Annotated in this window: 31 protein-coding genes; 16 read left to right on the top strand and 15 right to left on the bottom strand. The window is 63.1% G+C overall.

Going from position 1 to position 26,364, the window contains the following annotated elements; translation table 11 throughout:
• Both ACODNH_RS06025 and pdxS read right to left on the bottom strand, forming a co-directional pair.
• On the bottom strand, positions 1 to 1,224 hold the full coding sequence (locus ACODNH_RS06025; RefSeq protein WP_306708377.1) for a mechanosensitive ion channel family protein: 1,224 nt from the start codon (positions 1,222 to 1,224) through the stop codon (positions 1 to 3).
• Between the two features lie 95 nt (positions 1,225 to 1,319).
• Complete coding sequence (pdxS, locus tag ACODNH_RS06020) at positions 1,320 to 2,228, bottom strand: pyridoxal 5'-phosphate synthase lyase subunit PdxS (RefSeq protein WP_306708375.1); 909 nt, start codon at positions 2,226 to 2,228, stop codon at positions 1,320 to 1,322.
• A gap of 166 nt (positions 2,229 to 2,394) precedes the next feature.
• Between pdxS and ACODNH_RS06015 the strand changes: the two genes are divergently transcribed.
• A complete protein-coding gene (locus tag ACODNH_RS06015) occupies positions 2,395 to 3,165 on the top strand; it encodes a DUF1405 domain-containing protein (RefSeq protein ID WP_306708372.1) in 771 nt (256 codons plus the stop codon).
• Between the two features lie 36 nt (positions 3,166 to 3,201).
• On the opposite strand, the gene ACODNH_RS06010 is transcribed toward ACODNH_RS06015, so the two are convergent.
• From ACODNH_RS06010 to ACODNH_RS05975, 8 genes are all read right to left on the bottom strand, one after another.
• Positions 3,202 to 3,378 carry a hypothetical protein gene (locus tag ACODNH_RS06010; protein WP_008312626.1) on the bottom strand — a complete coding sequence of 59 codons (177 nt, stop codon included), beginning with the start codon at positions 3,376 to 3,378 and terminating at the stop codon, positions 3,202 to 3,204.
• An 88-nt stretch (positions 3,379 to 3,466) separates the two neighbouring features.
• Positions 3,467 to 3,862 (bottom strand): hypothetical protein, encoded by a 396-nt coding sequence (locus ACODNH_RS06005; RefSeq protein WP_434531096.1) that lies wholly within the window; start codon positions 3,860 to 3,862, stop codon positions 3,467 to 3,469.
• A gap of 131 nt (positions 3,863 to 3,993) precedes the next feature.
• Positions 3,994 to 6,666 carry a valine--tRNA ligase gene (locus ACODNH_RS06000; protein WP_306708367.1) on the bottom strand — a complete coding sequence of 891 codons (2,673 nt, stop codon included), beginning with the start codon at positions 6,664 to 6,666 and terminating at the stop codon, positions 3,994 to 3,996.
• A gap of 230 nt (positions 6,667 to 6,896) precedes the next feature.
• Positions 6,897 to 7,814 (bottom strand): HFX_2341 family transcriptional regulator, encoded by a 918-nt coding sequence (locus ACODNH_RS05995; protein WP_306708365.1) that lies wholly within the window; start codon positions 7,812 to 7,814, stop codon positions 6,897 to 6,899.
• A 69-nt stretch (positions 7,815 to 7,883) separates the two neighbouring features.
• Positions 7,884 to 8,312 carry a YgaP family membrane protein gene (locus tag ACODNH_RS05990; protein ID WP_306708363.1) on the bottom strand — a complete coding sequence of 143 codons (429 nt, stop codon included), beginning with the start codon at positions 8,310 to 8,312 and terminating at the stop codon, positions 7,884 to 7,886.
• Between the two features lie 102 nt (positions 8,313 to 8,414).
• A complete protein-coding gene (locus tag ACODNH_RS05985) occupies positions 8,415 to 9,941 on the bottom strand; it encodes a sodium:solute symporter family protein (RefSeq protein WP_434531095.1) in 1,527 nt (508 codons plus the stop codon).
• Between the two features lie 74 nt (positions 9,942 to 10,015).
• The gene (locus ACODNH_RS05980; RefSeq protein ID WP_306708359.1) at positions 10,016 to 10,225 is read right to left on the bottom strand and encodes a DUF3311 domain-containing protein; all 210 of its coding nucleotides are present in this window, start codon (positions 10,223 to 10,225) and stop codon (positions 10,016 to 10,018) included.
• A gap of 75 nt (positions 10,226 to 10,300) precedes the next feature.
• Positions 10,301 to 10,645, bottom strand: a complete 345-nt coding sequence (locus ACODNH_RS05975) for a tRNA-binding protein (protein ID WP_434531094.1) — start codon at positions 10,643 to 10,645, stop codon at positions 10,301 to 10,303.
• Positions 10,646 to 10,696: 51 nt separating this feature from the next.
• Here ACODNH_RS05975 and ACODNH_RS05970 point away from each other — a divergent pair, with 51 nt between their 5' ends.
• Complete coding sequence (locus tag ACODNH_RS05970; RefSeq protein ID WP_306708356.1) at positions 10,697 to 11,407, top strand: sugar phosphate isomerase/epimerase family protein; 711 nt, start codon at positions 10,697 to 10,699, stop codon at positions 11,405 to 11,407.
• A gap of 176 nt (positions 11,408 to 11,583) precedes the next feature.
• Positions 11,584 to 12,921, top strand: a complete 1,338-nt coding sequence (gene dnaG / locus ACODNH_RS05965) for a DNA primase DnaG (protein ID WP_306708354.1) — start codon at positions 11,584 to 11,586, stop codon at positions 12,919 to 12,921.
• Here dnaG and ACODNH_RS05960 read toward each other — a convergent pair.
• Entirely contained in the window at positions 12,918 to 13,334 is a 417-nt protein-coding gene (locus tag ACODNH_RS05960; RefSeq protein WP_306708352.1) for a GNAT family N-acetyltransferase, read from the bottom strand. The two genes, dnaG and ACODNH_RS05960, sit on opposite strands and share 4 nt — an antisense overlap.
• The gene (locus ACODNH_RS05955; protein WP_306708350.1) at positions 13,331 to 14,689 is read right to left on the bottom strand and encodes a DUF92 domain-containing protein; all 1,359 of its coding nucleotides are present in this window, start codon (positions 14,687 to 14,689) and stop codon (positions 13,331 to 13,333) included. Before ACODNH_RS05955 ends, ACODNH_RS05960 begins: the two co-directional genes overlap by 4 nt.
• A gap of 95 nt (positions 14,690 to 14,784) precedes the next feature.
• Here ACODNH_RS05955 and ACODNH_RS05950 point away from each other — a divergent pair, with 95 nt between their 5' ends.
• Positions 14,785 to 15,393 carry an undecaprenyl diphosphate synthase family protein gene (locus ACODNH_RS05950; protein WP_306708348.1) on the top strand — a complete coding sequence of 203 codons (609 nt, stop codon included), beginning with the start codon at positions 14,785 to 14,787 and terminating at the stop codon, positions 15,391 to 15,393.
• A gap of 4 nt (positions 15,394 to 15,397) precedes the next feature.
• Here the strand turns inward: ACODNH_RS05950 and uppS are convergent, their stop codons facing one another.
• Complete coding sequence (gene uppS / locus ACODNH_RS05945; RefSeq protein ID WP_306708346.1) at positions 15,398 to 16,324, bottom strand: polyprenyl diphosphate synthase; 927 nt, start codon at positions 16,322 to 16,324, stop codon at positions 15,398 to 15,400.
• 115 nt (positions 16,325 to 16,439) lie between these two features.
• Here uppS and ACODNH_RS05940 point away from each other — a divergent pair, with 115 nt between their 5' ends.
• The 3 genes from ACODNH_RS05940 (at position 16,440) to ACODNH_RS05930 (ending at position 17,415) form a co-directional block, all read left to right on the top strand.
• Positions 16,440 to 16,634, top strand: a complete 195-nt coding sequence (locus ACODNH_RS05940) for a cold-shock protein (protein WP_004517065.1) — start codon at positions 16,440 to 16,442, stop codon at positions 16,632 to 16,634.
• A 2-nt stretch (positions 16,635 to 16,636) separates the two neighbouring features.
• Positions 16,637 to 16,831, top strand: coding sequence for a cold-shock protein (locus tag ACODNH_RS05935; protein WP_004957702.1), 195 nt, complete (start codon positions 16,637 to 16,639; stop codon positions 16,829 to 16,831).
• A gap of 173 nt (positions 16,832 to 17,004) precedes the next feature.
• A complete protein-coding gene (locus ACODNH_RS05930) occupies positions 17,005 to 17,415 on the top strand; it encodes a DUF5778 family protein (RefSeq protein WP_306708340.1) in 411 nt (136 codons plus the stop codon).
• A gap of 5 nt (positions 17,416 to 17,420) precedes the next feature.
• Here ACODNH_RS05930 and ACODNH_RS05925 read toward each other — a convergent pair whose 3' ends face one another.
• The gene (locus tag ACODNH_RS05925; RefSeq protein ID WP_306708338.1) at positions 17,421 to 17,711 is read right to left on the bottom strand and encodes a DUF7577 domain-containing protein; all 291 of its coding nucleotides are present in this window, start codon (positions 17,709 to 17,711) and stop codon (positions 17,421 to 17,423) included.
• A gap of 111 nt (positions 17,712 to 17,822) precedes the next feature.
• Here ACODNH_RS05925 and ahbB point away from each other — a divergent pair, with 111 nt between their 5' ends.
• The 6 genes from ahbB (at position 17,823) to ACODNH_RS05895 (ending at position 22,420) form a co-directional block, all read left to right on the top strand.
• Positions 17,823 to 18,878, top strand: coding sequence for a siroheme decarboxylase subunit beta (ahbB, locus tag ACODNH_RS05920; RefSeq protein WP_306708336.1), 1,056 nt, complete (start codon positions 17,823 to 17,825; stop codon positions 18,876 to 18,878).
• 46 nt (positions 18,879 to 18,924) lie between these two features.
• A complete protein-coding gene (locus tag ACODNH_RS05915) occupies positions 18,925 to 19,572 on the top strand; it encodes a precorrin-2 dehydrogenase/sirohydrochlorin ferrochelatase family protein (RefSeq protein WP_306708334.1) in 648 nt (215 codons plus the stop codon).
• Positions 19,569 to 20,915: a glutamyl-tRNA reductase gene (gene hemA / locus ACODNH_RS05910; protein WP_306708332.1), complete on the top strand. Its 1,347-nt coding sequence runs from the start codon at positions 19,569 to 19,571 to the stop codon at positions 20,913 to 20,915. Before ACODNH_RS05915 ends, hemA begins: the two co-directional genes overlap by 4 nt.
• Positions 20,916 to 20,956: 41 nt before the next feature.
• Positions 20,957 to 21,235, top strand: coding sequence for a 4a-hydroxytetrahydrobiopterin dehydratase (locus ACODNH_RS05905; RefSeq protein ID WP_306708330.1), 279 nt, complete (start codon positions 20,957 to 20,959; stop codon positions 21,233 to 21,235).
• A gap of 10 nt (positions 21,236 to 21,245) precedes the next feature.
• On the top strand, positions 21,246 to 21,665 hold the full coding sequence (lwrS, locus tag ACODNH_RS05900) for an LWR-salt protein (protein ID WP_434531430.1): 420 nt from the start codon (positions 21,246 to 21,248) through the stop codon (positions 21,663 to 21,665).
• Positions 21,666 to 21,772: 107 nt separating this feature from the next.
• A complete protein-coding gene (locus ACODNH_RS05895) occupies positions 21,773 to 22,420 on the top strand; it encodes an HAD family hydrolase (RefSeq protein WP_306708328.1) in 648 nt (215 codons plus the stop codon).
• Here the strand turns inward: ACODNH_RS05895 and ACODNH_RS05890 are convergent.
• Complete coding sequence (locus tag ACODNH_RS05890; protein ID WP_306708326.1) at positions 22,408 to 23,334, bottom strand: molybdopterin-binding protein; 927 nt, start codon at positions 23,332 to 23,334, stop codon at positions 22,408 to 22,410. The genes ACODNH_RS05895 and ACODNH_RS05890 overlap by 13 nt on opposite strands.
• Positions 23,335 to 23,445: 111 nt before the next feature.
• Between ACODNH_RS05890 and ACODNH_RS05885 the strand changes: the two genes are divergently transcribed.
• Genes ACODNH_RS05885 through ACODNH_RS05875 form a run of 3 tightly spaced genes read left to right on the top strand, consistent with a single transcriptional unit; the run spans position 23,446 to position 26,363 of the window.
• Positions 23,446 to 24,222 (top strand): GIDE domain-containing protein, encoded by a 777-nt coding sequence (locus ACODNH_RS05885; RefSeq protein ID WP_434531093.1) that lies wholly within the window; start codon positions 23,446 to 23,448, stop codon positions 24,220 to 24,222.
• 47 nt (positions 24,223 to 24,269) lie between these two features.
• Positions 24,270 to 24,626 (top strand): Hsp20/alpha crystallin family protein, encoded by a 357-nt coding sequence (locus ACODNH_RS05880; RefSeq protein ID WP_004957670.1) that lies wholly within the window; start codon positions 24,270 to 24,272, stop codon positions 24,624 to 24,626.
• Positions 24,627 to 24,644: 18 nt separating this feature from the next.
• Positions 24,645 to 26,363 carry an ABC1 kinase family protein gene (locus tag ACODNH_RS05875; protein ID WP_434531092.1) on the top strand — a complete coding sequence of 573 codons (1,719 nt, stop codon included), beginning with the start codon at positions 24,645 to 24,647 and terminating at the stop codon, positions 26,361 to 26,363.
• The last annotated feature ends 1 nt before the right edge of the window (position 26,364 follow it).

Raw genomic sequence — 26,364 nt, 5'->3', positions numbered from 1 at the left:
TCAGCCGTCGCCGTCCGGACGCATCTCCACGCCGCCTTCCAGCGCCTCCTCGTCCGCCGCGTCCACGCGGTTCGAGAGGGTTCGCTGGGGGAATGGAATCGAGATGTCTTCCTCGTCGAAGGTGGCTTTCACACCCCGGACGACCGCCGAGATGGCGCGCCACTTCCGCGGTGGCGTCGGGTGATCGATCCAGAACCGGAGTTCCATCACCACGGCAGAGTCCCCGAAATCCTTTGGAACGACATCTGGCGTCGGCGAATCGACGACGTGCTCGATGTCTGTCATCGCTTCGCGGGCGAGATCCATCGCCCGATCAACATCGGTGTCGTAGTCCACACCGATGTCGACTGTGAGTCGCAACAGCCCCTTTCGACTGCGATTCGTCACCGCGCGGTCGCTCACCCGGTCGTTCGGAATGATGACGAACTCGCCATCGAAGTTCTCCAGCCGCGTGTTGAAGATCGTGATATCGGTCACGATCCCTTCTTGCTCGCCGACGAGTACCCAGTCGCCGATAGTGAACGGGCGAGAGAACATCAGGACGAAGCCGGCGATGAGCGAGCCAAGCGTCTGTCTGGCGGCCAGACCAACGACGATACCGAGAAACCCAGCCCCGACGAGCAAGCCACTGAGATCGATGCCCCAGACAGCGAAGACCGTCGCACCGATGGTAATGAAGACGGTGACCTGCCCCAGTCGGAGGAGGATCTCCTCTTGGTGTTCGGTGAAGCCGGTAACAGCTTGGCTGAACCGGCCGATCCACCGCTGCATCTGGTCGGACAGGACAAAGGCCAGCATGACGAGGACGATCGTCTGTATCGTCGCCAGGAGTGACTGATCACCGCCGTTGAGGTACGGCCCCACCGTCTGGACGATATCGAGAACGCCCCAGACGATGAGGAACGAAATGACAACGATGACGACCATCGAAAACTGAGCGATCCGGAGAAACACGCCCCGGATGGTCGTCGGCGTGTAGTCGGCCATGACCTGTAGCCAGTCGCCGGTTTGACCCGACGCAGCGGACCGAAGCCGGGCGAGTGCGGCCGGAACCACGACAACACTGACAAGCAGGAAGACCAAGAGGATGAGCGTCGCGACGAGTCGCCCCTGCGTCGCGACCAACTGGTCCAGTGACCGCTGTAACACGGTAAAGAGTTCCAGAAGGCCTTCACCGGTGTCGTTGGCCGTCGGCGTAGGCGTTGCCGTCCCCTGCACAGCCATCTATCGCCACTGTGGGAACTTGTGTCTTCGTCTTCGGGCGCTCGTCCGCAAAAGAGGTGATAGCGAAGCCGAAAGGTGACTGATCGTGAGTCCCGTTAGATGCCGCGGCCCTGCAACTGCTCTTCTTCGTCTAAGTCCGCGTTCGCCTGGCCTTTCATCCCCTTGCCTGGGTTCTTCGCGATCTCCTTGAGCTGTTCGGGGTCGTCGTAGTTGTTGACTGCCGCGACGACGGACTCGCCCATCGCCTGTGGGTTCTCTGCCCCGAAGATGCCCGAGCCAACAAAGATACCGTCACAGCCGTGTTGCATCATCAGTGCGGCGTCGGCAGGCGTCGCGATGCCGCCGGCCGCGAAGTTGACGACCGGCAGCCGGCCGCGGTCAGCTGTCTCGTGGACGAGTCGCCGGGGCGCACCGTGTTCGCGGGCCCACTCGTCGCGCTCCTCGTAGGCCATCCCTTCGAGCATCCCGATAGAGCGCTGGATGTTCCGCTGGTGCGTGACAGCCTGATTCACATCACCAGTGCCTGCCTCACCCTTCGTGCGAATCATTGCTGCGCCCTCGTCGATGCGGCGCAGCGCCTCGGCGAGGTTCCGGGCTCCGCAGACGAACGGTGCAGTGAACTCGCGCTTGTCGATGTGGTAGCGGTCGTCGGCCTGGGTCAGCACTTCCGACTCGTCGACCATATCCGCGCCAGCGGCTTCCAGAATCTGGGCCTCTGCGGTGTGGCCGATGCGGGCCTTGCCCATCACCGGAATCGACACTTCCTCGATGATCTCTTCGAGCTTGCTGGGGTCAGCCATTCGGGCGACACCGCCCCGCTTGCGGATATCGGCCGGGACCGACTCTAGGTGCATCACGGCGACCGCGCCGGCGTCCTCGGCGATTCGGGCTTGCTCACGGTTGACAACGTCCATGATGACGCCGCCCTTCTGCATCTTCGCGAAGCCGCGCTTGACGAGGTCAGTCCCGCGACGGAGGTCCTCGAGGTCGGTCTCTTCAGTCATTACCCAGACTTAGGACTGGATTTACTTAACGCGTGTCCTTTCGCGGGACAGAACGCCGTTTGACCCACCCACGGGGGAACCGATATCGGGCCAGTGACAGCGATATTCTCCAGAGGACGGGGCTGAGACCACTACCGTTTTCATCGCGTCTCCCCACTGCATCGACATGGTTCCGGACGAGGGTGTCGGCGGGCGCATCGACGCGGCTGTCGCGCGGGTGTTCAGCCGGCGGCTCCCCGATGCCGAAGGGCTTCCACAGTATGTCGCGCCGCTACCAGCGTGGCTGGAGAACGTCGGGCTCAGACTCGCCTGGCCCATCGCGCTCGTCAATCTGGTCGGCACGCTGTTTGGCTTCTGGTACTACGCCGGTCGACCGCTAAACACAGCGGCGCCGCTCGTGGAGGGCCAACTGGGTGCGGCGCCGCTGGCTGCCTACCCCCTGATTCCGGACTCGCCTGTCGCGACGATGTTCATCGGGCTCTCGCTGGTCGCCTGGCGGCTCGACTGGAGCGCCGAGTGGCTCCACATGCTCGGCTTCTTCGGCTGCATCAAGCTCGGCCTCTGGACGCCGTACGTCCAGCTCGCTCTCAACGGTCCCGGCGGGATTCCGCTGTGGCTCTACTGGTTCCTGGTTCTAAGTCACCTTGCGATGGCCGCCGAGGCATTCCTCATCCACCGCTACGCGAGCTTTTCCGTCATGTCCGTCGCCGTTGCAGTGTTCTGGTACGGCTTCAACGACATCGTGGACTACTTCGTCCCGGTTCTCGACGGGCCACACCACACCTGGCTCCGGGCCGAGCCAATTGTCGCTGCCGGCGGGTTCGACCACACGGTGCTCGCCCATGACCTCGCAGCGGGCTGGGCGGTCGTGCTGACGCTCGTAGCGACGTTTCTCGCACTGGCGACGCGTGTAGAGAAAGTAAAACGGCAAGCCTGATCGGCGCTGTCCTGCGCTGGCGGTTCCGGTGGCGTTTCAGGTCGTAAACCCGTCCTCTGCCTCGCGCTCGTCGAGCACCCACTCCAGTTCTTCGATAGCGCGCAAGATGGCGACCTCGGCCTCGTCTTCTAGCTCGGTCGACGGCGGGTCGTGCCTGTCGTACTCGTCCTGCAGCGCCTCGATGCGGTCCCGAATCGTCTCCTCTGTTCGCATGGTTCAAATGACCGGACCCGCAGGTCTTGATGCTACTGGTCCCGGCGATAGACGGGACAGTCATAACAGCCCGCTCCGGGTTGCTCGCTCAGTCGTCGGAGGCGACATCTGTGTACACCGAGATGCCGAGACCCCCAATCAGTGCCACCATGGCGACAACCCCGAACACCAGCGCGATACCGTACCAGGGCAGGGCCTGCCCAATAACGCCGATGGAACTGGGGGAGACAGCGCTGTCCGCCCCACCGGTACTGTAAAGATCGGCAACCACTCCGGCTTGCATGAACCCCAGTGCAACGATGGCACAGCCGAACGCTGCAAGCCCGACGCCACCGAGATATGTGGCCCGTTCCGTCCCGGTGTCGACGGGGTGGAGCCGCGGCCATGCTACGGCCACCGCCCCAGCGAGAATGCCGATGCCACCAGTTGCCAGCATCAAAAGGAACGCAGGTCCAAAAAATGGGTCTCCGAGTGACTGAAGCATTATCGACCGGAGACGACGAACACTAATCAGGGTGTTCCAGATATCGAGAGCTGTGTCATGGCGACGGGCCCAGCGCCCCCGCCGTCCCGGACACCTATTCCACCGCGTTGAATATCCGTGGGAAACCGAATCTACCGAACAACGACGACGGCGCTTTCGGTTTCGGTCATCTCGCCCTCGCCGGAGTAGGTCCGGGACTCCTCGACAGCGAACATCTCATCATCGAGTTCGACGCCAGCGACCTGCAGCGTGTCGCCGTCGATCTCGTAGTCGCCGTCCTCGATAGCGGCGTCGATAGCGCCGACTTCGCTTCCGAACTCGGGGCCGACGAGCGAGTAGTCGAGGTCGATGCCACTGACCTCCGTCGTGATGTCCGGGGCCTCGTCGTAGGTGTCTAGCTGGGCCACGTGCATCGCCTCGGCGACGGCGTCCTCGAAGCCGGCGATGTGGCCGAACACCTCGACGTGGTCGAGGTCGGCGTTCAGCGGCAGCCCGTTCTCGGTCTTGTACCGCCGGAGCGCGGAGACGACCTCCATCGCCGTCTCTCCCGCTTCGAGGTCGGCATCGTAGCCGCCCGAGGTCGGCCAGTCCGTCGTGTGGATTGAGCTATCTTCCTCGTAGCACCGCTCCCACAGCTCTTCCGTGATGTGTGGGAGGAACGGTGCGAACAGTTGCAGGAAGGTCCGGTGGGCTCGCAGAAGTGTGAACTCGGTTGACGTATCTTCCCCATCCGAAAGCCGCTGCTTGGCGATTTCGAGGTAGTCGTCACAGAACGTGTTCCAGAAGAACGACCGGAGTTCGTTCCGGGCCTTCGAGAACTCGTAGTCCTCGAACTTCGTGGTGACTGACTCGACGGTTGCGTCCAGTTCGGCCAGCAGCCACTCGTCGACCGCGGCGAGGTCGTCGGGCTCGTCGGGCTGACTCGCGGGCGTGAGTTGGTCGACCAGCCGCGATGCGTTCCAGAGCTTCTGGAGGAGCCGCTCGCCAGCCTCCAGGTCGCCTTCCTTGTACGGGAAGTCGTCGCCGATGGAGGTGCCGGCGGCCCAGTAGCGCGTGGCATCGACCGGGAACTTCTCTAAGACCTCGCTGGGCGGGATGACATTGCCCTTGGACTTGGACATCGCCTCGCGGTTCTCGTCCAGCACCATCCCGTTGATCATCACATTCTCGAATGGCACCTCGCCGGTGTGCTCGTAGCACTTGACGACAGTGTGGAACAGCCAGAAGGAGATAATGTCGTGGCCCTGCGGGCGCAGGTCGAAGGGGTACAGCTCCGGCAACTCCATGGTGAACGACTCGCTGTCCGCGTCCCAGTCCCAGCCGGCATTCACGAGCGGGGTCAGCGACGAGGTCGCCCACGTGTCGAACACGTCTTCCTCAGGCGTCAGCGAGTCGTGGCCACATTCGGGACAGCTATCGACCGGCGGGTCGTCCGACAGCGGGTCGACCGGGAGCTGCTCGCGCTCGGCCATCACGGGCTCGCCGCAGTCGTCGCAGTACCACACCGGAATCGGGATGCCCGAATCGCGCTGGCGGGAGATACACCAGTCCCATTCGAGCCCCTCGATCCAGTGCTCGTAGCGGGTGGCCATCTTCTCAGGGTACCACTCCATCTGGCGGCCGGCCTCGATGTACTCCTCCTTCTTGTCGAGCAGTTCGATGTACCACTGCTCGGTGACGAGGTATTCGACCTCCTCTTCACAGCGCTCGTGGACCTGCACGGTGTGGTCGTGGTCGCGGCTCTCAAGCAGCGACCCCTCCTCGCGAAGGTCCTCGATGATGGCTTCGCGGGCTTCGGTGGTGTGCATTCCCTGGTACTCGCCGGCCACGTCCGTCATGGTCGCAGACTCATCGATTGCGAGTCGTAGCGGCAGGTCGTGGGCCTGGTACCACTCGATGTCGTTCTGATCGCCGAACGTACAGCACATGACGATGCCGCTGCCGGTCTCCATGTCGACGCGCTCGTCGGCGATAACGGGAACCTCCTGCTCGAAAAGGGGCACCCGCGCACTGCCGCCGACGAGGTGTTGATTCTCGTCGTCGTCGGGATGGACGAAGACGGCGACACACGCCGGCAGCAGTTCCGGTCGCGTCGTCGAGATGGTGAACGTCGCGTCCTCGTCGGCCGGTCCGTCGCCCGTCTCGACGAGGTCGAAGGCGATGTCGTTGAACAGCGTCGACTTGTCCTTGTCCTCCTGCTCGACCTGTGAGATGGCCGTCTCGCAGTCCGGACACCAGATGGTCGGCGCGCGCTGACGGTACTCCCGGCCCTGCTCGTAGAGGTCGAGGAACGACAGTTGGGAGACCCGCTGGACGTCCGGCGCGATAGTCTTGTAGGTGTTGTCCCAGTCGATGGAGATCGCAAGCGACTGCACGTCCTGCGTGAACTCATCCTCGAACTGTGTACACACGTCACGGCACTTCTCTTGGAACTCTCGGCGTGGGTAATCCTGGTGTCGGATGTCGAGTTCGCGCTCCGTCAGTCGCTCCGAGGCGATGCCGTTGTCGTCGTAACCGAAGGGGAAGTAGACAGTGTCGTCGCGCATCCGGTGAAAGCGGGCGACGAAGTCCTGCAGCGTAAACTGGTAGAGGTGGCCCATGTGGAGGTTCCCCGACACCGTTGGCGGCGGCGTGTCGATGGTGAAGCGGGTATCAGCGTCCTCGTCGTAGGCGTAGGTCTTGTCCGCGACCCACTGGTCCTGCCACTCTGGCTCTACCTCGCGGGGGTCGTACTCCCCGTCGAGGGCGTTCTCTGATTCGTCTGTGGTCGATTCGTCCTGCGGTGGGTCCTGTGTATCACTCATATTCAAGCGGTGGGTGTAACACCCGGATAGCATCTGACTGCGGCGTAGTTATCAGCGGTGCGTGCGTCGACTGGTAGAGGTGGTGTGGGGCGTGGGGGCCCCTACACCAACGGGCGCGAGAACCAGCGTTCGGGAGAGTCGACGCACCATCTGTACAATACTCGACCTACGGCAGGATTAATGACTTCGGTTTTCGCCGGCGTCCCGACGGGCTCATACCAGCGACCCGCTCACGGCAGATCGGACTCGCGGTGCTCGTGGTCTTCGGCGGAGTGGGCGCGAACCCACAGCTGTCCGATCCGCGAAAGCGTTGTCCGGTAGGACTTCCCGTGTTCTTCCTGCTCGATGTATCCCTTCCCGCCAGGACCGAGCCGGTCAACGTTGTAGATGACCTTTGAGCGGAAGGAGTCGGTGTACTCCTCACCCAGGTCTCGGGCCAGCTGCTGGGCTAGTTCCGAGACGGACTCGAACTCGCCGTGTTCGCCAAGGGTAAACAGGATCACTTCCTCGAAGGGCTTGACGTTCGAGAACGAGGCGACCGGGAGCTCGACCACGTGGGAGCCGTCGATCTCCTTCGCACCGATGGTCGTCCCGCGCTCGTCGAACTCCGCCAGCAGGTCCCGTGCGGTTTCGAGTCGGTCGTCGACTCGTTCGTCGACGTCCTCGCCCGTTCGCATGTCCTCCAGCATATCGATCTGCTTGCGCAGTTCCTCGGCGAGTTCCGTCTCCAGATATTTCTCGGGGACCGTGTAGTAGGTATGGATGCGGTCCCGGTCACCCTCGCGCTCGACCATAATCGAGTGGGCCGCAGTCGCAAAGGCAAAGGAGACAGTCCGGGGCATCGCGGAGACGTTAACCCACACCTCGCTACCCGCGTCGAGTTCGGCGTTGATGAGTTCGAAGGCCTGCTCGAAGGCCTCGTCGTAGTCGTACACGTCGGCAACGACGAACCGCTCGGTTTCCGCTCCAAGCAGGTTCTGATAGTCCTTTTCCAGCTTCTCGGCGAGGTTGCGCGAGTACTCGACGTTGGCCTCGCTGCCGACCGCCCCCTCAAGCAGGATGACGCGGTCAACGTCGAGTTGCTCGCGCACCAGCGGCGCGATGAGCCGGTCGTAGTCGAACCCGACCGGGACGATGTGGGTCTGCATACGTGAAAGACTGGGACGGTGATTATAAAAAGAACCAGACTCGGGCTGCTGAGCGTTTATGCCGGGGCGTTACTCGCAGGTCTCGTGGACGATCGCGCCCTCGTCGTTTGGCCCACGGCGCTCACCGGGAACAATAGGGTCCTCGCAGACGGCGCAGGTCAACTCGCCGCTGGCGTGGCCATTCGAGACCTCGGTATCGTCAGCGGACGTAAAGTCAACACTCACGTCTGTCGACTTGTCGGTTGCCGGTTCGTCGTCCGTATCCGGCGCGAACACATCGTCGTCGCTCTCGCCCGTCGTATCAATGTCGAGCGTGTCGTTGAAGCCGCAGTAGCCCGTCGAGGCGTTGAATCCCAGGCCGAGCGCGCCGATTCCAGCGAGCAGGCCGCGCTTGCGCTTCCCGCTGCGAAGCCAGCGCAGAGAGACAATTGTCAGGACGACTGCCAGCACCGCTCGGATCAGGCGGTCGCGACCGCCGACGTTCTTATCGGAGTCCATACCTGCACATTGGTCTGGATGCTTTTGTAGGTTTACATGTCCGCCGGTGGCCGCCGTCCGGGGGTTGTCACGATGAACAGTCGGCACCGGACCGAACGCGTCTCAGTCGCTTTCGACGCCGGAGACGGCGTATGCAGTGCGGTCCTCGGTCGCGCCGGGAGCGGTCACCAGTGAGACGGTGACCGTCAACAATAAGCCGACCAGGATGCCCACGATGCCGGGCGTCCAGCCCAGATACGCCGTCGGCAGGGCAACGCCGAGACCGAGCAGTCCCCCGACTGTCGCAAGCACGGGGAAGACGTGCAGGCCGTAGAACACCTGACTCCCGACCACGCCGGCGTACATCCCCGAACGCGTCGTTCCCTGCCAGTACAGCGCAAGTGCGACGGGAACTGTAAGCTGTGCGAAGCCGCTGAAGGCCGTGTCGCCGATCTGGACCAGCGTCCCTGGGGTGTAGAGACTCGCAATGAACGAGAGGGTGGCAAAGATGACGACGCCGATGCGGGCGATGAACGCCTCGCGGCGGTCAGTCTCTTCGTCGCTGGCATCGCCGCGGCCGGTCAGCGGCCGGTAGAGGTCCCGAGTGAGGTACGACGAGCCCGACAGTAGCATCGAGTCGCTGGAGGACATCATCGCGGCCATCGCGCCGGCGATGACCAGTGCGGTGAACCACGTCGGCGTGTACTCGCCCAGCAGCGCCGGGATGACGTTGCCACCTTCTGGGACAGTGATGCCGAGTCCGGCCGCCCACGCCCCCAGCATGAACGCCGGAACGAACAGGAGCAGGACCAGCACGGGCCAGAGCGCGAACGTGCGCTTGAGAACCTTCTTGGACCCGGCGGCGAAGAAGCGCTGATTGATCTGCGGGAACATCGTCACGCCGAACGCGATGCTGACCGCGGTCGAGATGATGTACTGCGGCGTGTAGAGGCCTCCACCGAGACCGACGAAAGCGGGTTCCTCCGCCGCGAGCAGGGCCGTCGCCTCACCTGTGCCGCCGACAGCGGAGAGGACCCAGGCGACGGCGACCCAGATCAGCGAGAGCATGAACAGCCCCTGAAGCGTGTCGGTCCAGGCGACGCCGCGCATCCCCGAGAGCGCGACGTAGAGAATCATGAACAGCGTGATGCCGCCGGCTCCGACCCAGAACGGGACCGCGCCGTTCGTGAGGCCGACAATGGCCTGGCCGGCCCCCTTTTGCTGGAGCATTACGTACGGGAACAGCCAGACTAGGCTCACGCCAGCGACGACGACCCGAAGCGCCGTCGACCCGAATCGGTCGCCCAGCATCTCACCCAGCGTCACGTAGCCGTGGCGCTTGCCGACTAGCCACTGCTTGTAGCCCAGTACGTACCAGAGGACAGCGAAGATAATGCCGTCCATGAGCCCCATCACGAGAATCCATTCAGGGCCGGCGCTGAACGCGAGATTCGGGCCGCCGAAGAACGTAAACGCTGACAGTAGCGTCGCGAAGGTCGTAAACAGCAGTACGACTGTGCCAAGCGTTCGGCTCGCGAGGTAGTAGTCCTCGGCGGTGCGCTCGGTGAGTCGGTAGGCGACTGCGCCAACCGCGAGCGCGACCACCATGTACGCGCCGACGATGCCCAGCTGGAGCGTGGTGTCAGCCATCTCACCGCACCCCCTCGACGCCGAGGCCCATGTACGCGCCGACGATGCCCAGCTGGAGCGTGGTGTCAGCCATCTCACCGCACCCCCTCGACGCCGAGGCCCCAGTCGGTGCGCGCGAAGACGGCGAAGACGACGCTTGCGAGCGCCATCCATCCGATGTGCCACCACAGCCATACGGGCAGTCCGACCGCGACCTCGCTGGTGTCCCAGAGGAACCACGGCACTGCCAGCGCCATCAGCACGAACGTGACGACTGTCCACCCAGCGGCCCTGACCGTACTCATATTACGACAGGCTAGCCGCTGGCGGTACTAATGGGTAACGAACCTTCACCGGCAGTCGTTGAAGAAGTATATTCTTCAATACACGCGTGTCCCGGGTTCGACATCCTGTTCGGGTGTCAGGTGGACGACACCGTCCTCGCTGTCAACGCCGGTTACCAGACACTCACTCTCGAAGCCGGCGATAGAGACTGTCCCGAGGTTGACGACGGCAACGACCTGCGACCCGAGCAAGTCCTCAGGATCGTACACGTCTGTCAGCCCCGCGGCGGACTGGCGCGTCTCGTCCCCGAAATCAACGTCGAGCTTGTACACGTCTTTGCGTGCTTCGGGGAACGGCTCAACGGCAACGATCTCACCGATACGCATCTCTACGTCTTCGAGGAACCGTGCGGGATCGATCTCGGTTTCAGTGAACCCCATGTACCCCAGTAGTCCATCCAGTTATTTTATGACAGCGTTCGCAGCAACGGTATGCAGACAGCGATTCAGCTCTGGACGCTCCGCGACCTCCGGGAACCGCTATCGGACGTACTCGACCGTATCGCGGTTGCCGGCTACGACGGCGTAGAATTCGCCGGCATCGGTGACCCGGGCGCGTCTCGGCACTCGCTTGATGAGGCGGGACTCGGCATTGCCGGCGTCCACGTCCAGCTGGAAGACTTGCAGTCCGACCCCCGCACCGTTGGCAATCAGGTCCGGACACTCGACGCGCCGTCTCTGGTTCTCCCGTATCTCGATGACGATCACTTCGCAAGTGAGAGCGCAGTCGAGTCGACGGCGACGCTACTCGAAATGCTTGCGGCGGAGTTCGACCGACCGCTACTGTACCACAACCACGACCACGAGTTCGTCCCGCTCGGCGACGGCACCGCCTTCGACGCGCTCGTCGACCAGACGACGATTGGATTCGAGTTCGACGCCGGGTGGGCACACGCGGCGGGGCAGGACCCTGCCGCACTGATTCGGCGACTTGACGGGCGCGTTCCAGTCGTCCACCTCAAAGACATGACTGCGGACGGGGAGCCGACGACTCTCGGCGACGGCGTGGTGCCGCTCCAGGCGGTGGTTGATGCGGCCCGCGAGGCCGGGGCTGAATGGCTCGTCTTCGAGCACGACAACCCCGAAGACCCGGTCGACGCTATCCAAGCCGGTATCGACGGTATGACGCCGTTACTGGAGTGAGCAGCCCTGTCGTGGAGAGACAGTCCCATAACGGCAAGTCGGATCACCGCATATCTGTGGACGGATTCGATCACTGGACTCGCGTGCGCAAGGTTATTCCCCTGTACTTCCCAACATCAGTATAGTGACAGCAGTCCGTCGGAACACCGGTTGACGGGCTGGAAAACAGGACAATCATGCAAGATACGGCGAAATATCTGATACATGCCGACATCACGGCGGCGGGAGTCGTTGAGCGCAGCGATGTCGTCGGCGCGGTGTTCGGCCAAACGGAGGGATTACTCGGTGATGAACTGGATCTGCGGGACCTGCAGGACTCGAAGAAGGTCGGGCGCATCGACGTGGAGATACGCTCCGAGAGCGGACAGTCATTCGGGGAGATTACCGTCGCGAGCGGCCTCGACAGGGTCGAAACAGCGATTCTCGCCGCGGCACTGGAGACCATCGAACAGGTAGGGCCGTGCCGTGCCGAAATCGAGGTTTCCGAAATCGAAGACGTACGCAGCGCCAAGCGGCGCGAAGTCGTCGAGCGCGCGACGGAACTCTTGAACGACTTCGAGGAAAAATCCATCCAGACCGCGGACATCGTCGAAACGGTCAGACAGCAGGTCCGGGTCGCCGACGTGACCGACTATGAGGGACTCCCAGCTGGACCGCGTGTGGCCGACTCCGACGCGATTGTCGTCGTCGAGGGCCGCTCGGACGTGATGCAACTACTTAAATACGGCATCAAGAACGCCGTGGCCGTCGAGGGAACTGATGTCCCCGACGCTATTGCGGACCTCACGGCCGGTCGAACGGTGACGTCGTTCCTCGACGGTGACCGCGGTGGAGACCTCATTCTGAAGGAACTCGCGCAAGTCGGTGACGTGGACTACGTCGCTGTCACGCCCACCGGCAAGTCCGTTGAGGATCTCTCCCGGAGCGAGGTGATGTCGGCGCTCCGGGACAAGGTTCCCTACGAGACGGTTGCAAGCGCCAAGAGCCTCGACAGCATCCGCGATGAGATGTCCCACACCGGGGAGTCGACGACCGCCGACGGCGGTGCCGTGACCGCCGCGATATCGGACGACACCGCTGACAGCCAGCCCGCGCCCGATCCACAGACCGGGTCGGCGCAGACAGAGACAGCCGACGGAGCGACGAACGGCGCGGACAGTCCGAACGCGGCCGCTGTGACGGATGCCGCGACCGATGTGGAGACGACCGAAAGCGGTGATGGACCGACCATCCCCTCGCTTTCGGACCACATCGAAGCCGTCATTCAGAACCACAGCGGGACGGCCAGACTGGTCGACGAAGACGCGACGCTGCTTGCGGAGGATGACGCCGATACCGTTGTCTCACTGCTTGAATCCGCTGAGGACGTCCCCAAAACCGTCGTTATCGATGCCGACTGTACGCAAAAGCTCCTTGACGTCGCCGCCCAGCGCGGCGTCGATGTTGTCGTCGCCGCCGGCCACGGCGAGTACGTCAAACAGCCGACGGCCGTGCAGGTCCGTATCGAGAATTAAATGTCTCGAACGAACAGCACACCATCGCCGTCGTCGTAGTGGTCAGGGAGCTCATCGGCGACTAAGAATCCGAACCCATCGTAGAATGAGCGTGCCCGGTTGTCATCCGCGCGCGCAGTAAGTCTCATTGTTTCGAACCCCCCAGTCCGGAGCCTGTCCAGCAGTCCGTTCATCAGTGTTGTCCCGAGACCCTGCCCTTGCTTCCCGGGCGCGATGGCGAACTCCGCCAGATACGCGACCGGGTGGTCCGGAACGACAAGCGCGTAGCCAAGCGGCTCGCCGATGTCGAGGACCAGCACGAGCGGCGGGCCGTCGATTCCGACACCGAGGAGTTCCGGCCACGGCTCATCGAGCGCGTTCGTCTGGATCGCCCGGAGACGCCCCTCGTCTTCGGAACGGGCCTCCCGGATCATAGGAGGCCGGCGGCCAGCACGACGCCTGCACCGGTCAGCGCGGCCGCCAGAGTCGCGAGCATATTGACGCCCTGATTGCCGACGACCGAGCCCTCGACAGTCGCACCCAGCAGGCTGTCGACGGTCATGCCGACCAGCCCACAGAGGAGGATGACGCCGCTGCCGACTGTGCTGATGTCCTGCGTGAGCGCGGCGATGCCGGCGATGATGCCCGCGCCGGCGGCCCCGGCGGCCACGCCTTGCCAGGTTACGCCGCCGTCAGTGCCCGGCTCGACGGGTTTGAGCGTCGTAATGAGCCGCGGGTTGTCGTAGAGCCCGCCGAACTCACTGGAGAACGTGTCGGTCATCGCGGCGGCAACGGCCCCGGCGAAGGCATAGAAGAACAGCAGCGGGTCGACAGCGATGTGGCTCGGACTCGCCGCCGCCGCAACGACGGCGAACAGCGCGACGATGGAGTTTGCGAGCACATTCCCGCTCCCGCGTGCGCCTTCGTTCTCCTCGGCGATGCCGCGGTCCAGTTTCTCGTCATAGCGGTACTTCGTCGAGAGGCCACCGAGCCCGAAGAAGGAAATCAGCATGGCGAACCAGCCGAAGCCGCCGAGCACGATGGTCAAAAAGGAGAGGAGGACGCCGGTGAGCATCCCCGGAAGGGATGCGGTGTCGAGCGCGTAGGAGAGGTAGCCGAGCAGGACTGTCACGGCAAGCGCGATGACGACGCGCTGTGCCGTCACCGACGGGTCGAGTTCGAAAAACAGCCACAGCAGCAGTCCCACGGTGAGCATCACCAGCGGATCGTCCCGTTCGAACAGCACCGAGCGAAGCAGCGCGGCAACGAACGCACCGCTAGCGGCGAGAAACAGCACGAGCGGAAGGTCGATAGCGGCTGCTCCCTCGCCAACGGCGGCCTGAATCCGCGTTCCGAGAACCTGCCCTGCGACGCCGGCGACGAAGCCGACGAGGACGAAACCCGCGGTTGCGACTACCTCGTCCGCGCGGACGGTGTATGCGAGTCGCTGGCCGAGATTCCCGTAGGCGACGATGACAACGACGCCGACGAACACCGGACCCGGCAGACTGAAGCGGACGGCCAGCAGCGCGAGCCCGGCGGCGGCAAGCGAGAAGGCCGCTAGCCCGTATAGTTTCCCGTCTTCGTAGTCACCGGGGCGGGCGAACAGGTCGAACAACCGTGAGTCCTGTCCGATGATCGTCACGCCGAGCGCGGCGACAAGGACGAAGGGTGCGATAGCGGCGACAGTCGCGAGTTCGAGCGAGCGAAAGCCCGTTGCGGCCGGAACGGCGACCGCGAGGGTCCCCACGGCGGCAAACGCGCCTGCCCGACGGACTGTGCCAGTCACGTCCCACCGGTATCCCCGAGAGGCACTTACCCTTTCCGAACTGTGGAGGCGATAGTACCGTGGGATTTACTGGGGCCGTAAGCATACCGGCGGACGTGGGACTATACGACCGATATCTCGCGATGCGCGTTCGGCGCAGCGACGCCGACCTGCCCGAGACGGTCGCGCTGGTGATTACGGAGCGAGACCTGCTTGGAGACGGTGCATACCGTACCTTAGAGCGGTTTTTCGACTGGGCTGTTCAGTACGGCACCGACACTGTCGTCGTCTACGTGAGCGTTCTTGATGAGGAGGCGATCCCGACGCTGCAGCGCGAACTCGAAAGCGTCACCGCGCCACGGGAGATAGCGGTCAGAGTACCGGACGACGAGACGACAGCCGACGCCCCGATTCAGATTTCGATCGGCCTCGGCGGGCAGTCGGAGTTCGCAACGGCTGTCCAAAAACTGGCAGAAGACGTCGATACGGGGTCGCTCGACCCGAGCGACATCGACGAGGCCGCGGTCGAGGAGCATCTTGTCTTCCCGACCGACCCGGATCTGGTGATCAAGACCGGGGCCGAACGGCTTTCGGATTTCATGATCTGGCAGTCCGTCTATTCGGAGTTGTATTTCACCGACGTGAACTGGCAGAACTTCCGGCTCCGGGATTATTTGCGGGCGTTGCGAGATTATCAGGAGCGCCAGCGGCGCTTTGGCCGCTAGGAGATCAGTCTGCGAGGTCGTACTCTTCGTCGAGTTGCTCGCGTTCGGTACTCGGGAGCGCATCACGAAACCGTCCGAGCATCCGCTTGGCCGTCGGTAGTTCCGATTGCTCGATGGCACGAACCAGTGCCAGCGACCGCTCGGCACGGGTCGTCCGCCAGGAATCCTCGCGGTTCTGGTACGTTCGGATCGCTCGCAAAAAGTCGACTTTCCGGAATTCAGGCCAGTAGGGCGTACAGAAGAACGTGGCGGCCTCGTTGCCGTTGGCGTGCCACGGCAAGAAGTTCGAGGTGCGCTCGTCGCCGCCGGTTCGAACGATGAGGTCGACATCGCGGGTCGGCCCCTCGTAGAGTCGCTCTTCGATGGTTTCCGCAGAGACATCCATTGGGTCGAGGGTCCCGGTTTCGACGGCAGTAGCAACGTCGCGGGCCGCACCGAGCAGTTCGGCCCGGCCGCCGTAGGCCAGCGCGATGTTGAGGTTGAGCTGGTCGTACTGTGCCGTTCGTCCCTCGGCGTAATCGATAGCGTCACGTACCCGTTCGGGTAGCATCTCTGTTTCGCCGATGGCGCGGATACACACGCCGGCCTCGTGGACCCGCTCGGCGTCGGCAAACGTCTGGAGTTTCTGTTCGACGAGGTCGAAGATGTGTTGGCGTTCCTCGGGGTCGCGGTCGAAGTTCTCCGTCGAGAACGTGTACAGCGTCACCTCACGAATGCCGAGTTCGTCGCACCAGTTCAACAGTGCCTCGGTCGTTTGGGCTCCTTCTTTGTGGCCCTCCTGTTTTTTTGCGCCCTGCTTTTCAGCGTATCTTCGGTTCCCGTCCATAATGACTGCAACATGGTCGGGCGTCCCTGACAGTTCCCACTGGAGCAATCGCTCGTAGGCCGCATATCCCAGTCGCTTCCCCCTCGATAGCATCGTTGTGTACATTTCAACCACTCAATAAGGGCTTTGTGGAAGGGATCGGGTACAGTTATTTCCCACCTAATCTGTCGAAATATATGCGCATAGTTTTAATATACCCCAGCGTAACGTTCAAATTGCAATGGCGACCGGTACGGTAGACTTCTTCAACGACACAGGCGGTTACGGTTTCATCGATACCGAAGACTCCGACGAGGACGTCTTCTTCCACATGGAGGACATCGACGGTCCTGACCTCGAGGAGGGGCAAGAAGTGGAATTCGAGATTGAGCAGGCCGACAAAGGCCCGCGCGCGAAAAACCTCACGCGGCTGTAACCATGGCGACAGGCACTGTCGACTTCTTCAACGATACGGGCGGCTACGGTTTCATCGAAACCGACGATGCCGACGAAGACGTGTTCTTCCACATGGAAGATGTCGGCGGCCCGGACTTAGAAGAAGGGCAAGAAGTCGAATTCGACATCGAACAGGCAGACAAAGGCCCGCGGGCGAAGAACCTCGAGCGACTGTAAGCGAGGACGGCTCGCTTTTCAACGGGTTCGCAACCGACTGAGCGGTGCGACTCGACAGCGTGTGGGTTCCCACCGCCGTCGCTGCACCGCCTCTCGAACCGAATATCTTCGGGTAGACGGAGCAGCGCTCTGAATCCGAAGTGTCTTAGGGAAAGCAACACCGACCGCATGGTATGAGCGAGGCCGACGCACTTGACGATGACCTTTACCGCCGGACCAAACAACTACTTGAGCCGGGCGAGATTCAGCTCAACGGCGCTGTCGTCCACACGGAGTACGACGGTAGCGACGAGATCGAGATGATGCAGGCCACCATCGAGGTCGGTGAACTCATCGCCGAGGGTGCTGGCCTGAACCCGGCGGACACGTTCGTCTACTCCGGCAGCGACGACTCCGAGTTCGCGTCGAACCAGCATCAGGGCCTCACGCTGGACGACGAGGAGTTCGTCTGGGAGTGCCAGCAGCTCCTTCGCAACGGCTCCTTCGATCTGGTGTTCTACTACGAGGCCAGCGCTGACCACGATGGGATTCTCGAAGCGGTCAAGGACGCTGGCTACGCAGTCACCGGTGTCGAAGGCGAGTAAGCCCGTCAATCGCCGGTCGACAGCCGCTCTTGGCAGTTGTGACAGTACGTGTAGTCGGGGCCGTTCGCCGCGCCACAGATACGACAGTTCGTTGCCTCAACCGCGGCCTGTTCGAAGTAGGCGTTGAGCTGCCCGGTGTCTCGGCCGTTGCGTTGGCCGCCGAATTGGTCGACGAGCGTATCGTGTGCGGCATAGTCCATGAGTCGGAACATGAGGACGAACCACAGCGGCACTCCTACCAGAACGAACAGGTAGACCAGCAGCCGGACCGCCAGTTCGGCTGTCGAGATTGCCACACGTGAACTAGGGGCGCAAGGGGATAAAACGCTCCGGCGACCCGGACATGCGGGCCGCGTTCGCTCGCCTGTCCCGGGCTGTTTTTATTCGCAGAACCCCCAGCTTTCCGTATGAGCGAAGACCTCGGGACGGTAGACCGGGCGGTGTTGAACGCCTTCCAAGGCGGCTTCCCGGTCGTCGAACGGCCGTTCGAGCCGGCCGCGGCGGCCCTTGCTGACCACGGCGTCGACATCGACGCGGACGAGCTATTGGCGCGCGTACAGGACCTCGACGACGCGGGCGTGCTCACGCGGTTCGGGGCACTCATCAACGCCGAGGCGATCGGCGGCACTGCCACGCTCGTCGCCACCCACGCCCCCGAGGACAGCTACGACGAACACGCCGAGATAATAAACGCGTACCCGGAGGTCGCGCACAACTACGAGCGCGAGCACCCGCATCTGAATATGTGGTTCGTCCTCTCGGTGGCCGAGGAAGGACGGGTCGAGGAGGTTCTGGCCGACATCGAGGCCGAAACCGGCGAGGAGACGTACAACCTCCCGAAACAGCAGGAGTTCCACGTCGGCGCGAAATTCCCCGTTGAGGGGCCACAAACGCAAGATATCGACTTCTCGGATCTGGGACCGGACGTGACGCCGACGGACAGCCAGTCCCTGACCGCTGACGAACTGGACCTCGTGTTGGAAATCCAGGACGGGCTCCCGGTCACTGCTACGCCGTACGCTGACGTGGCTGCCGAAATCGACGCCGATGTCGAGTGGGTGCTGGAGACGATACAGCGGTTCAACAGGGAGGGGAAAGTCCGCCGCGTCGGGGTCATCCCGAACCACTACGCCCTTGGCTACAGCGAGAACGGGATGACCGTCTGGGACGTGCCCGACGAAGTCATCGACGAAGTCGGCCCGGCTATCGCCGAGTTCGACTTCGTGACTCACTGCTACGAGCGGCCCCGCCATGACGGTGTCTGGCCGTACAACTTCTTCGCGATGACCCACGGGCGAAGCGAGGCGGAGAGTCAGGAGCGCATCCAGCAGGTCCGCGACCGGATGGCCGACCACTGGGACGTGACCGAGGACGACTGGGACACGCTGTTCTCGACGCGCATCCTGAAGAAGACGGGTATCAGGCTGGACGAACGAGCGCGACAGAACACAGAAACGGCGTGATCGTGCGTATGCAGGACCGCAGTGCCGAATCAAGGAGTGCCAACCGATGATTCCGCTCATGCACGACTTCGAGGGTGAGACAGTCCTCGTCGTCGGCGGCGGACCGGTCGGCGCACGCAAGGCCCGAACGTTCGCCACGGAGGCGAGCGTCGTCGTTCTCAGTCCCGAGTTCGCCGACCGGGCGTTCGCGGACGCCGACAAGATCCGGGCCGCCCCGACGCCGGAGGACGCCACAGACTGGGTCGAGCGGACCGACCCGGCGCTGGTCGTTGCCGCGACAGACAACGCGGACCTAAACGGCGCTTTCAGCACGGCTGCTGCGGAGCACGGTGCGCTCGTCAACCGCGCCGACGACCACGGCGACCAGTCGTTCGGCAACGTTGTCGTGCCGGCCACGGTACGGGACGACCCCGTGACGCTGGCGATTGCGACCGGCGGGCGCGCGCCGGCGCTGTCGAAGCACCTTCGCGAGCAGTTCGAAGACGAGTTCGGAAACGCTGGTCTGATGGCCGAGGTCGTCGGCGACCTCCGTGAAGACCTGCGCGACCGGGGGGTCCCGCCGGCCAAACGACGTGACGCCGTCAGGTCCGTTGTCAGGTCACGGGAAGTTTGGAAGGCTTTAGATAGTGGCAGGTCCAAGGGTGAGCAAGTAGCTAGAGACGTGATCGGAGAGTTACCTGGTGATCAAATGTGAGAGGGGACACTGGTGCAATCGTTGGGGTCTGTATCTCCCATGAGCGCGCAAGCGTCGACCAATTAGAGACCGCTGCGGCAGACAGCGAGCGCCGCGCCGTCGAGTCCTTGCTCGCGAACCCCGCGGTCGAAGAGGCGATTGCGCTGCAGACGTGTAACCGTACCGAGGGGTACGTCGTTGTCTCTGATCACGAGGCCGGGCTCGAGGCGCTCGAACTGTTTACCCGCGCCGTGCCCGACGACGTCGTTGTTGAGATGGGTCACGAGGAGAGTCTCCGTCACTTGCTCCGGGTGGCTGCCGGGCTTGAATCGATTGTGCTTGGCGAAGACCAGATCCTCGGCCAGCTTCGAACCGCCTATGAGACCGCCCGCGGCGTTGGCGGCATCGGGCCGATGCTGGAAGACGGCGTCACGAAAGCGATTCACGTCGGCGAACGCGCCCGCACGGAGACGAAAATCAACGAAGGAGTTGTCTCGATTGCCTCCGCCGCGGTTCGCCTTCTCAAACAGGAGAGTTCGCTGGCGGACGGGACAGCGCTCGTCGTCGGGGCTGGCGAGATGGGGCAGCTCGCTGCCGATGCGCTCAGTGAGGAGGTAGACCGGCTACTCGTGGCCAACCGGACAGTCCCACACGCGGAGCATATTGCCGACTCAGTCGACATCGACGCCAGTGCGGTTGCGCTCGACGGCATCGAAGCGGCCGTCTCCGAGGCCAGTGCCGTCATTTCGGCAACGGGAAGCGGCGACCAGGTGTTCGATATTGGGACCTTCAGCGATTCCGGCGATGTATCCATTGTCGATATTGCCCAGCCGCGTGATGTCCCGGCGGGCGCGGACCGCCTTCCGTCGGTGACAGTGTATGACCTCGACGCGCTGGAGTCGGTGACCGCCGAAACACGGAACAAGCGGCAACGAGCCGCTGAGGCGGTCGAACGTATCGTCGACGAGGAGTTCGACCGCCTGCTCACGCAGTACAAGCGCAAACGCGCTGACAGGGTCATTTCGACGATGTACGAGAGTGCTGAACAGGTCAAGGCTGCAGAGATAAATAGCGCGCTTTCAGCGGCTGACTTCGACGATGACCAGGCAGAGGTCGTTGAAGCAATGGCCGACGCTATCGTCTCGCAGATCCTCGCCGCACCGACCAAGAGTCTACGCGACGCCGCGGAGGAAGATGACTGGTCGACGATTCACACGGCGCTCCAGTTGTTCGACCCGGACTTCGGCGGCCCCGACCAGGCTACCCCGCCCGAGTTCACCCAGGGCATGTCGGTCGAGGACATTCCCGACGGGATGCGCGACGAGATCCCGAACGCGATGCTCGACCGACTCTCCGACGACTGACCACGCCCACCTTTTTGCCCACGCCGCCCGACGTAGCCGATATGGCAGACTTGCTCTCTGACGACGAGATTAGCGACCGGCTACCCGAGGAATGGGCCCGCGAAGACGACGAGATCGTTCGCGTCTTCGAGTTCGACGGCTATCTGGACGCGTCGGGCTTTCTGAGCGCCGCAGCCGGCCTCGCCGAGGACGCGTGGCATCACCCGGAGATGACCATTCGCTGGGGTGAGGTCGAAGTTCGACTCACGACCCACGACGCCGGCGGCATCACGGAAAACGACATCGACCTCGCCGAGCGACTGAACGGCATCCACGACTGACGGTGTGACTGTGGACACGACTGATAGACTCGCCTCCCTCCAGCCGACTGATCCCGACAACGCAACCGCCCGGTACGTATTCCGGGTGGAACTCCGGCTGGAGCCAGACGCTGATGGGCTGTGGACCGACCCCGACCAGTTCGAGACGACGCTGTATCGGGTAGCTGACGACCCGGGTGAAAGCGGCTGGCTGTTCTTCCGGGACACGCTCTGGCGGGGCGAACTCGCTGACGAACCGCACTTCCGTCGGCTCGTCGAAGACGAACTCGGCTGTCCAGTCATTTCGGCGTCGTTCAGTGAGTTCAGAACCGACGAGGCGTATCTGGAGTCACTGAAAGCTGAAATCGCGAACAATCTGGCCCTGTTTAACGCCGGGTCGGTCCGCGAGGTCGTCAACAAGTACCTCGGTAGCTCGATTCAGGTGACGTGAAACGAGACGCGGCTCTGTAGTCAGTGGCTACAGAGCGGTTATACACACCAAAACCGGTCGTAGGGCCCGAAAGACTTTATCAGAGAATCGCTAAATAATCTATCCTCATGACCACCGACTACGACTTCTGGCTGTTCGACCTCGACGGGACGCTCGTCGATATCGAGCCAGCGTACCCCCGGAAGGTAATGGGCGCCGTCGGCGACCGCCTCGGCGTCGAGTTCACCGACCGGGAACGGGATGCACTCTGGTACGGATTCGGTGGGACACGGTCGCAAACGCTTGCGGAGCGCAACGTCGACCAGCAGGAGTTCTGGCGGCTGTTCCACGAGGAGGAAGACCCCATTGCTCGGGCCGAGGCGACGTATCTCTACGACGACGCCGAGACGTTCCTCGCCACCCTCGATACACCGGTCGGACTGGTCACACACTGCCAGCAGTACCTCACCGAACCGGTACTCGATCATCTGGACATCGCCGACTGGTTCGAGACGGTCGTCTGCTGTGACGACGACATCGGCTGGAAGCCCGATCCAAAGCCGGTGGAACTGGCGATGCGGGAGATGGATGTCTGGTACAACGGCCACAGCGGCGTGCTGGCTGGAGATAATCCGTCAGACATCGGCGCGGCGTGGAACGCAGGCCTCGATGGCGTCCACGTCGGCCGGCGGTCCCCGGCAGAGACAGGCCGGTGCGTGCGTGGTGACAAACGCGTCGGGACGCTGCTCGACCTGGCGTCGTCTCAGGGCAGGTAGTCCCAGTTTTCCACAGTGACGGTCGTTCCGGCATCGATACCAGCCTCGTCAGCGGCCACGGATACCCAGCCGTCAGCCCGGGTCGCTGTCGCGAGGTCAACGCCGGGGAGCGGCGTCGCCGTTCCGTCGCTCACGGCGACCGGAGTAAACGTCCGGACCGCGTTCTGACTGTCGACCTGCTCCGCCAGCGTCGCTCGTGTCTCTGGATGTGCAGACAGCGGTGCATCGGCAAACGCCTTCAGTAGCGGACGAAGGAGCTGTACCGCACCGACGCGTGCTGCAATTGGCGACTCTGGTAACAGCAGGACCGGGCGGTCCTCGACGACAGCGACGCCCGTCCGCTGGCCTGGGTCGATATCGACGTAGTCGGTGAACACCTCACCGAGATCCGCAACGATCTCTCGAAGCGTATCCCCCGGCTCGGTCCCGGTGATGACGAGCGCATCACGGGTGAGGTCGCGCTGGACGGCCATTCGGAGCGCCGGAGCATCGTCGACGACGGGGTCCCGGTAGGTCACCTTCCCGCCCCACCGGTCGACGTACTGCGCCAGCGTAAACCCCGCCGTCTCGACCTTGCCGGCTGCGCTGGCATCTGCTCGGGGTTCGTCGTCAGTCGGGACGATTCCGATCTGCGGTCGCTGGCGGACGAGAAGTTCGGAGACGCCGGTTGCTCTCAGCAGTCCCACGTCGCCAGGCCGCACCTGATGGCCCTGGCTGAAGACGGTGTCGTCGACCGAGATATCTGCTTCCTCAACAGGTTTGTTCGCCGTCGCGTCTGTCGCTAGGACTCGTCCGACAGCAACTGAGAGCGGAATCCTGTCTGTACGGTCGACGGGGACAGCGAAGCTACCGAGCTGTCTGCGGGCAGTCTTCAGCGCGAGCGACTCGGCCTCCGACGGCGGGGAGCCAGCCATACCCTTGCTAGTGGGTACTGTGGCAAAAACGCCCCGAGTAGCCACGGCACATCCGCCACATGTCTACACGGACTGGGAACGTTTTTCGTCGGTCGGGTCCGGCATCGACGTATGGTCCTCCCGCAACTGGTCGGCATCGTGTTCCTGACCATCGGCGGTTTCGTCCTCTTCCGCGGCGGCCGGGAACTCAAAACGGTGTTCCACATTCTTCGAAACGACCCGGTCTCGGTGCGCTCACTCGACGGGCACACTGGTCCCGTCGAAATCACTGGCACAGCCGTCGCCAGCGATGATGCCGGAACCGTCACCGCCCCTTTTACCGGTAGCGAGTGTCTGGCCTACACCTACGAGGTCGAGGAGTACCGGTCGTCGGGCAAACATTCAAACTGGGAGACGCTGGACGAGGGGCAGGACGGCGTCGACTTCATCGTTGACGACGGGAACGCACGCGTTCGAGTGAACCCAGACGGGGCGGACGTACGATTTGAATCCCAATCTGTGACGGTTTCTCCGGGGACTGAACTCCCCGAGCGCCTAGCCGATTACGTCGAGCGAACGGAGGGCGTCGAGGCGCAGGACGGGTCGGTGAACCTGCTCGTGACGGAGATCAGCCTAGGGAACAAACAGCGCTTTACCGAGCGTCGACTGGACGTTGGCGAGGATGTATACGTCTACGGTCAGGCGATGCGCGGCCCCGCAACAGCGTGGGGCAGCAATCTGGTCGATGCTATCGTCGGGGATGGCAACGCGACGCCGGTGTTCGTTATCTCTGACACCAGCGAGCGTGGCACTGCCCGGCGGATTGTTCGGGGTGCTATCGCCGAAACTGTATTCGGGCTTCTCGCGGTTATCGTCGGTAGCATCGCACTCCTCTCCACACTCCTGTAGTAGCAGAGACCGTCGGGTTTACCACAGCGTACCACCTAGACGAGCGTATGTCTGCCCTGCGAGAAGCGCTTCGGGACCTTCCCGACGCCGTGTTCGCGGACGTGCTCGAATCCGAGGACGAATACTTGCTCGTGCTCGATCTACCGGGTGTGACCGCGGAGACAATCGACGTGACTGTTGAAGGGGGCCGCCTTCGGATCGACGGGCAACGGACCAAGGACGTGCCCGGCGAGTTCACCTTTGTCCGCGAGGACCGCTCCGTGTTCCTTGATGCCGAACTCCCGCTCCCGCCGGACACGACCGGACAGGGCGGGGAGGGGACCGTCGAAAACGGTGTCCTCGAACTCCGCCTGCCGAAGGCGACAGCCGCACCGAGCACCACGATCCCGATCGACGGGGACTGACTCAGAGGTGGCAAGCCGGTGAATCTTCGCGCGTACTGGCGGTTCCTCGTCGTTGCACGCCACTTCCTGCCCCTGTTGGTCGCGTACGCACGAGACCGAAAACGGTTCTTCGTGATCGGCTCATCGCGCCGCGTCACGCCCGAACAGCGTCGCGAACGTGCACAACAGCTGCTCGATTCGTTACTAACGCTCGGCCCGACGTTCATCAAACTCGGGCAGATCCTCTCGACGCGGCCGGACGTCCTGCCCCCGGAGTATATCGAGGAGTTCTCGAAGCTGCAGGACCGCGTACCACCGGCTGACTGGGACGAGGCACGGGTCGTCATCGAGGACGAGCTGGGGCCCGTCGATGACCGCTTCGATGAATTCGAAAGAGAGGCGATAAGCGGCGCATCGCTCGGACAGGTGTATCTGGCAGAAATCGACGGCGAGAAAGTCGCTGTCAAGATTCGCCGCCCGGGCATCGAAGCGCTCGTTGAGGCCGACCTGCGGGTCGTCCGCTGGTCGCTCCCCCTGCTGATGTATTTCATCGACGACTCCCGGTCGTTCTCGCTGGAGACGCTCGCCGACGAGTTCTCGAAGACTATCCGCGAGGAGATGGACTACCAGCGAGAGGGTCGGATGCTCACCGAAATTCGAGAGAACTTCAGGGATAACGACCGCATCTGTATCCCCGATGTCAAGGAGTCTCACTCCACCCGGCGCGTCCTGACGATGGAGTACGTTCCCGGCACGAAAATCAACGACATCGATAGCCTTGACGCGGGCGGGATCAACCGGACGGAGCTGGCCGAGACGCTCCAGCGGGCGTACCTGCAGATGATTATCGACGACGGCGTGTTTCACGCCGACCCCCATCCCGGGAACCTCGCTGTGCAGGACGACGGGACGCTCGTCTTCTACGACTTCGGGATGTCCGGCCGGGTCGACCCGTTCGTGCAGGACAAGATCATCGACTTCTACGCCGCTGTCGCCGATCAGGATATCAGCGCTATCCTCGATGCTCTTATCGAGATGGGGACGCTCTCGCCTGAGGCCGACCGGCAGGTGATGGGTGACGTGATGGAACTGGCCATCGCCGACGCCCGCGGCGAGGACATCGAGCAGTACCGTGTCCAACAGATCATTCAGCAGGTCGAAGACACGATATACGAGTTCCCGCTTCGTCTGCCGGCAAACCTGGCGCTCGTGTTGCGCGTCGCCACGGTCGTTGAGGGTGTCTGTGTCACTCTTGACGAGGACTTCGACTTCATCGGCGTTGCCACCGACTACCTCCGCGAGGAAGGATATCTCGCAGAGGGCGTGCGGAACTTCGTCGAGGACCGGGCGACCGAAGTGTCCGACGCCGCTCGGTCGGCCGTCCGGATCCCGCCAAAACTGGAGTCCGCCCTCGACAGAGTCGAGCGGGAGGACTTCCGCGTGCAGGCAGACATCGAGGACTCTGATGGTCTGCTCGCGACGATGACCAAGCGACTCATCCTCGGGATGTTGCTCGCAAGCACACTGTTCTCGACGGCATTCCTATACACGCAAGCGTCGCTACCGGCCACTGGTGTCGGTATCGCTGGAACCGTCGGCCTGTCACTGGCGCTGTGGTGGTCGTTCCGCTCCAAAAAGGCCGTCCGCGCCAAGCCGCAGTTCACGCGACAGAGTATGCGTGAGCAAGACCGAGAGAGCCCAGGCGGACTCAACACTTCCTTCGGTGAGGACACTGACGACGCCTACAGCGGCGACTGAA

The sequence above is a fragment of the Haloarcula sp. NS06 genome (assembly GCF_051122755.1).
Classification (GTDB): domain Archaea; phylum Halobacteriota; class Halobacteria; order Halobacteriales; family Haloarculaceae; genus Haloarcula.
The sequence above is the reverse complement of the archived record's forward strand: the minus strand, read 5'-3'. Positions and strand labels throughout refer to the sequence as shown.

Coding starts and splice junctions, on each gene's coding strand:
- ACODNH_RS06025 (WP_306708377.1), bottom strand. CDS start 1,224: ATGGCTGTGCAGGGGACGGCAACGCCTACGCCGACGGCCAACGACACC.
- pdxS (WP_306708375.1), bottom strand. CDS start 2,228: ATGACTGAAGAGACCGACCTCGAGGACCTCCGTCGCGGGACTGACCTC.
- ACODNH_RS06015 (WP_306708372.1), top strand. CDS start 2,395: ATGGTTCCGGACGAGGGTGTCGGCGGGCGCATCGACGCGGCTGTCGCG.
- ACODNH_RS06010 (WP_008312626.1), bottom strand. CDS start 3,378: ATGCGAACAGAGGAGACGATTCGGGACCGCATCGAGGCGCTGCAGGAC.
- ACODNH_RS06005 (WP_434531096.1), bottom strand. CDS start 3,862: ATGCTTCAGTCACTCGGAGACCCATTTTTTGGACCTGCGTTCCTTTTG.
- ACODNH_RS06000 (WP_306708367.1), bottom strand. CDS start 6,666: ATGAGTGATACACAGGACCCACCGCAGGACGAATCGACCACAGACGAA.
- ACODNH_RS05995 (WP_306708365.1), bottom strand. CDS start 7,814: ATGCAGACCCACATCGTCCCGGTCGGGTTCGACTACGACCGGCTCATC.
- ACODNH_RS05990 (WP_306708363.1), bottom strand. CDS start 8,312: ATGGACTCCGATAAGAACGTCGGCGGTCGCGACCGCCTGATCCGAGCG.
- ACODNH_RS05985 (WP_434531095.1), bottom strand. CDS start 9,941: ATGGCTGACACCACGCTCCAGCTGGGCATCGTCGGCGCGTACATGGTG.
- ACODNH_RS05980 (WP_306708359.1), bottom strand. CDS start 10,225: ATGAGTACGGTCAGGGCCGCTGGGTGGACAGTCGTCACGTTCGTGCTG.
- ACODNH_RS05975 (WP_434531094.1), bottom strand. CDS start 10,645: ATGGGGTTCACTGAAACCGAGATCGATCCCGCACGGTTCCTCGAAGAC.
- ACODNH_RS05970 (WP_306708356.1), top strand. CDS start 10,697: ATGCAGACAGCGATTCAGCTCTGGACGCTCCGCGACCTCCGGGAACCG.
- dnaG (WP_306708354.1), top strand. CDS start 11,584: ATGCAAGATACGGCGAAATATCTGATACATGCCGACATCACGGCGGCG.
- ACODNH_RS05960 (WP_306708352.1), bottom strand. CDS start 13,334: ATGATCCGGGAGGCCCGTTCCGAAGACGAGGGGCGTCTCCGGGCGATC.
- uppS (WP_306708346.1), bottom strand. CDS start 16,324: ATGTACACAACGATGCTATCGAGGGGGAAGCGACTGGGATATGCGGCC.
- ACODNH_RS05940 (WP_004517065.1), top strand. CDS start 16,440: ATGGCGACCGGTACGGTAGACTTCTTCAACGACACAGGCGGTTACGGT.
- ACODNH_RS05935 (WP_004957702.1), top strand. CDS start 16,637: ATGGCGACAGGCACTGTCGACTTCTTCAACGATACGGGCGGCTACGGT.
- ACODNH_RS05930 (WP_306708340.1), top strand. CDS start 17,005: ATGAGCGAGGCCGACGCACTTGACGATGACCTTTACCGCCGGACCAAA.
- ahbB (WP_306708336.1), top strand. CDS start 17,823: ATGAGCGAAGACCTCGGGACGGTAGACCGGGCGGTGTTGAACGCCTTC.
- ACODNH_RS05915 (WP_306708334.1), top strand. CDS start 18,925: ATGATTCCGCTCATGCACGACTTCGAGGGTGAGACAGTCCTCGTCGTC.
- ACODNH_RS05905 (WP_306708330.1), top strand. CDS start 20,957: ATGGCAGACTTGCTCTCTGACGACGAGATTAGCGACCGGCTACCCGAG.
- ACODNH_RS05895 (WP_306708328.1), top strand. CDS start 21,773: ATGACCACCGACTACGACTTCTGGCTGTTCGACCTCGACGGGACGCTC.
- ACODNH_RS05890 (WP_306708326.1), bottom strand. CDS start 23,334: ATGGCTGGCTCCCCGCCGTCGGAGGCCGAGTCGCTCGCGCTGAAGACT.
- ACODNH_RS05885 (WP_434531093.1), top strand. CDS start 23,446: ATGGTCCTCCCGCAACTGGTCGGCATCGTGTTCCTGACCATCGGCGGT.
- ACODNH_RS05880 (WP_004957670.1), top strand. CDS start 24,270: ATGTCTGCCCTGCGAGAAGCGCTTCGGGACCTTCCCGACGCCGTGTTC.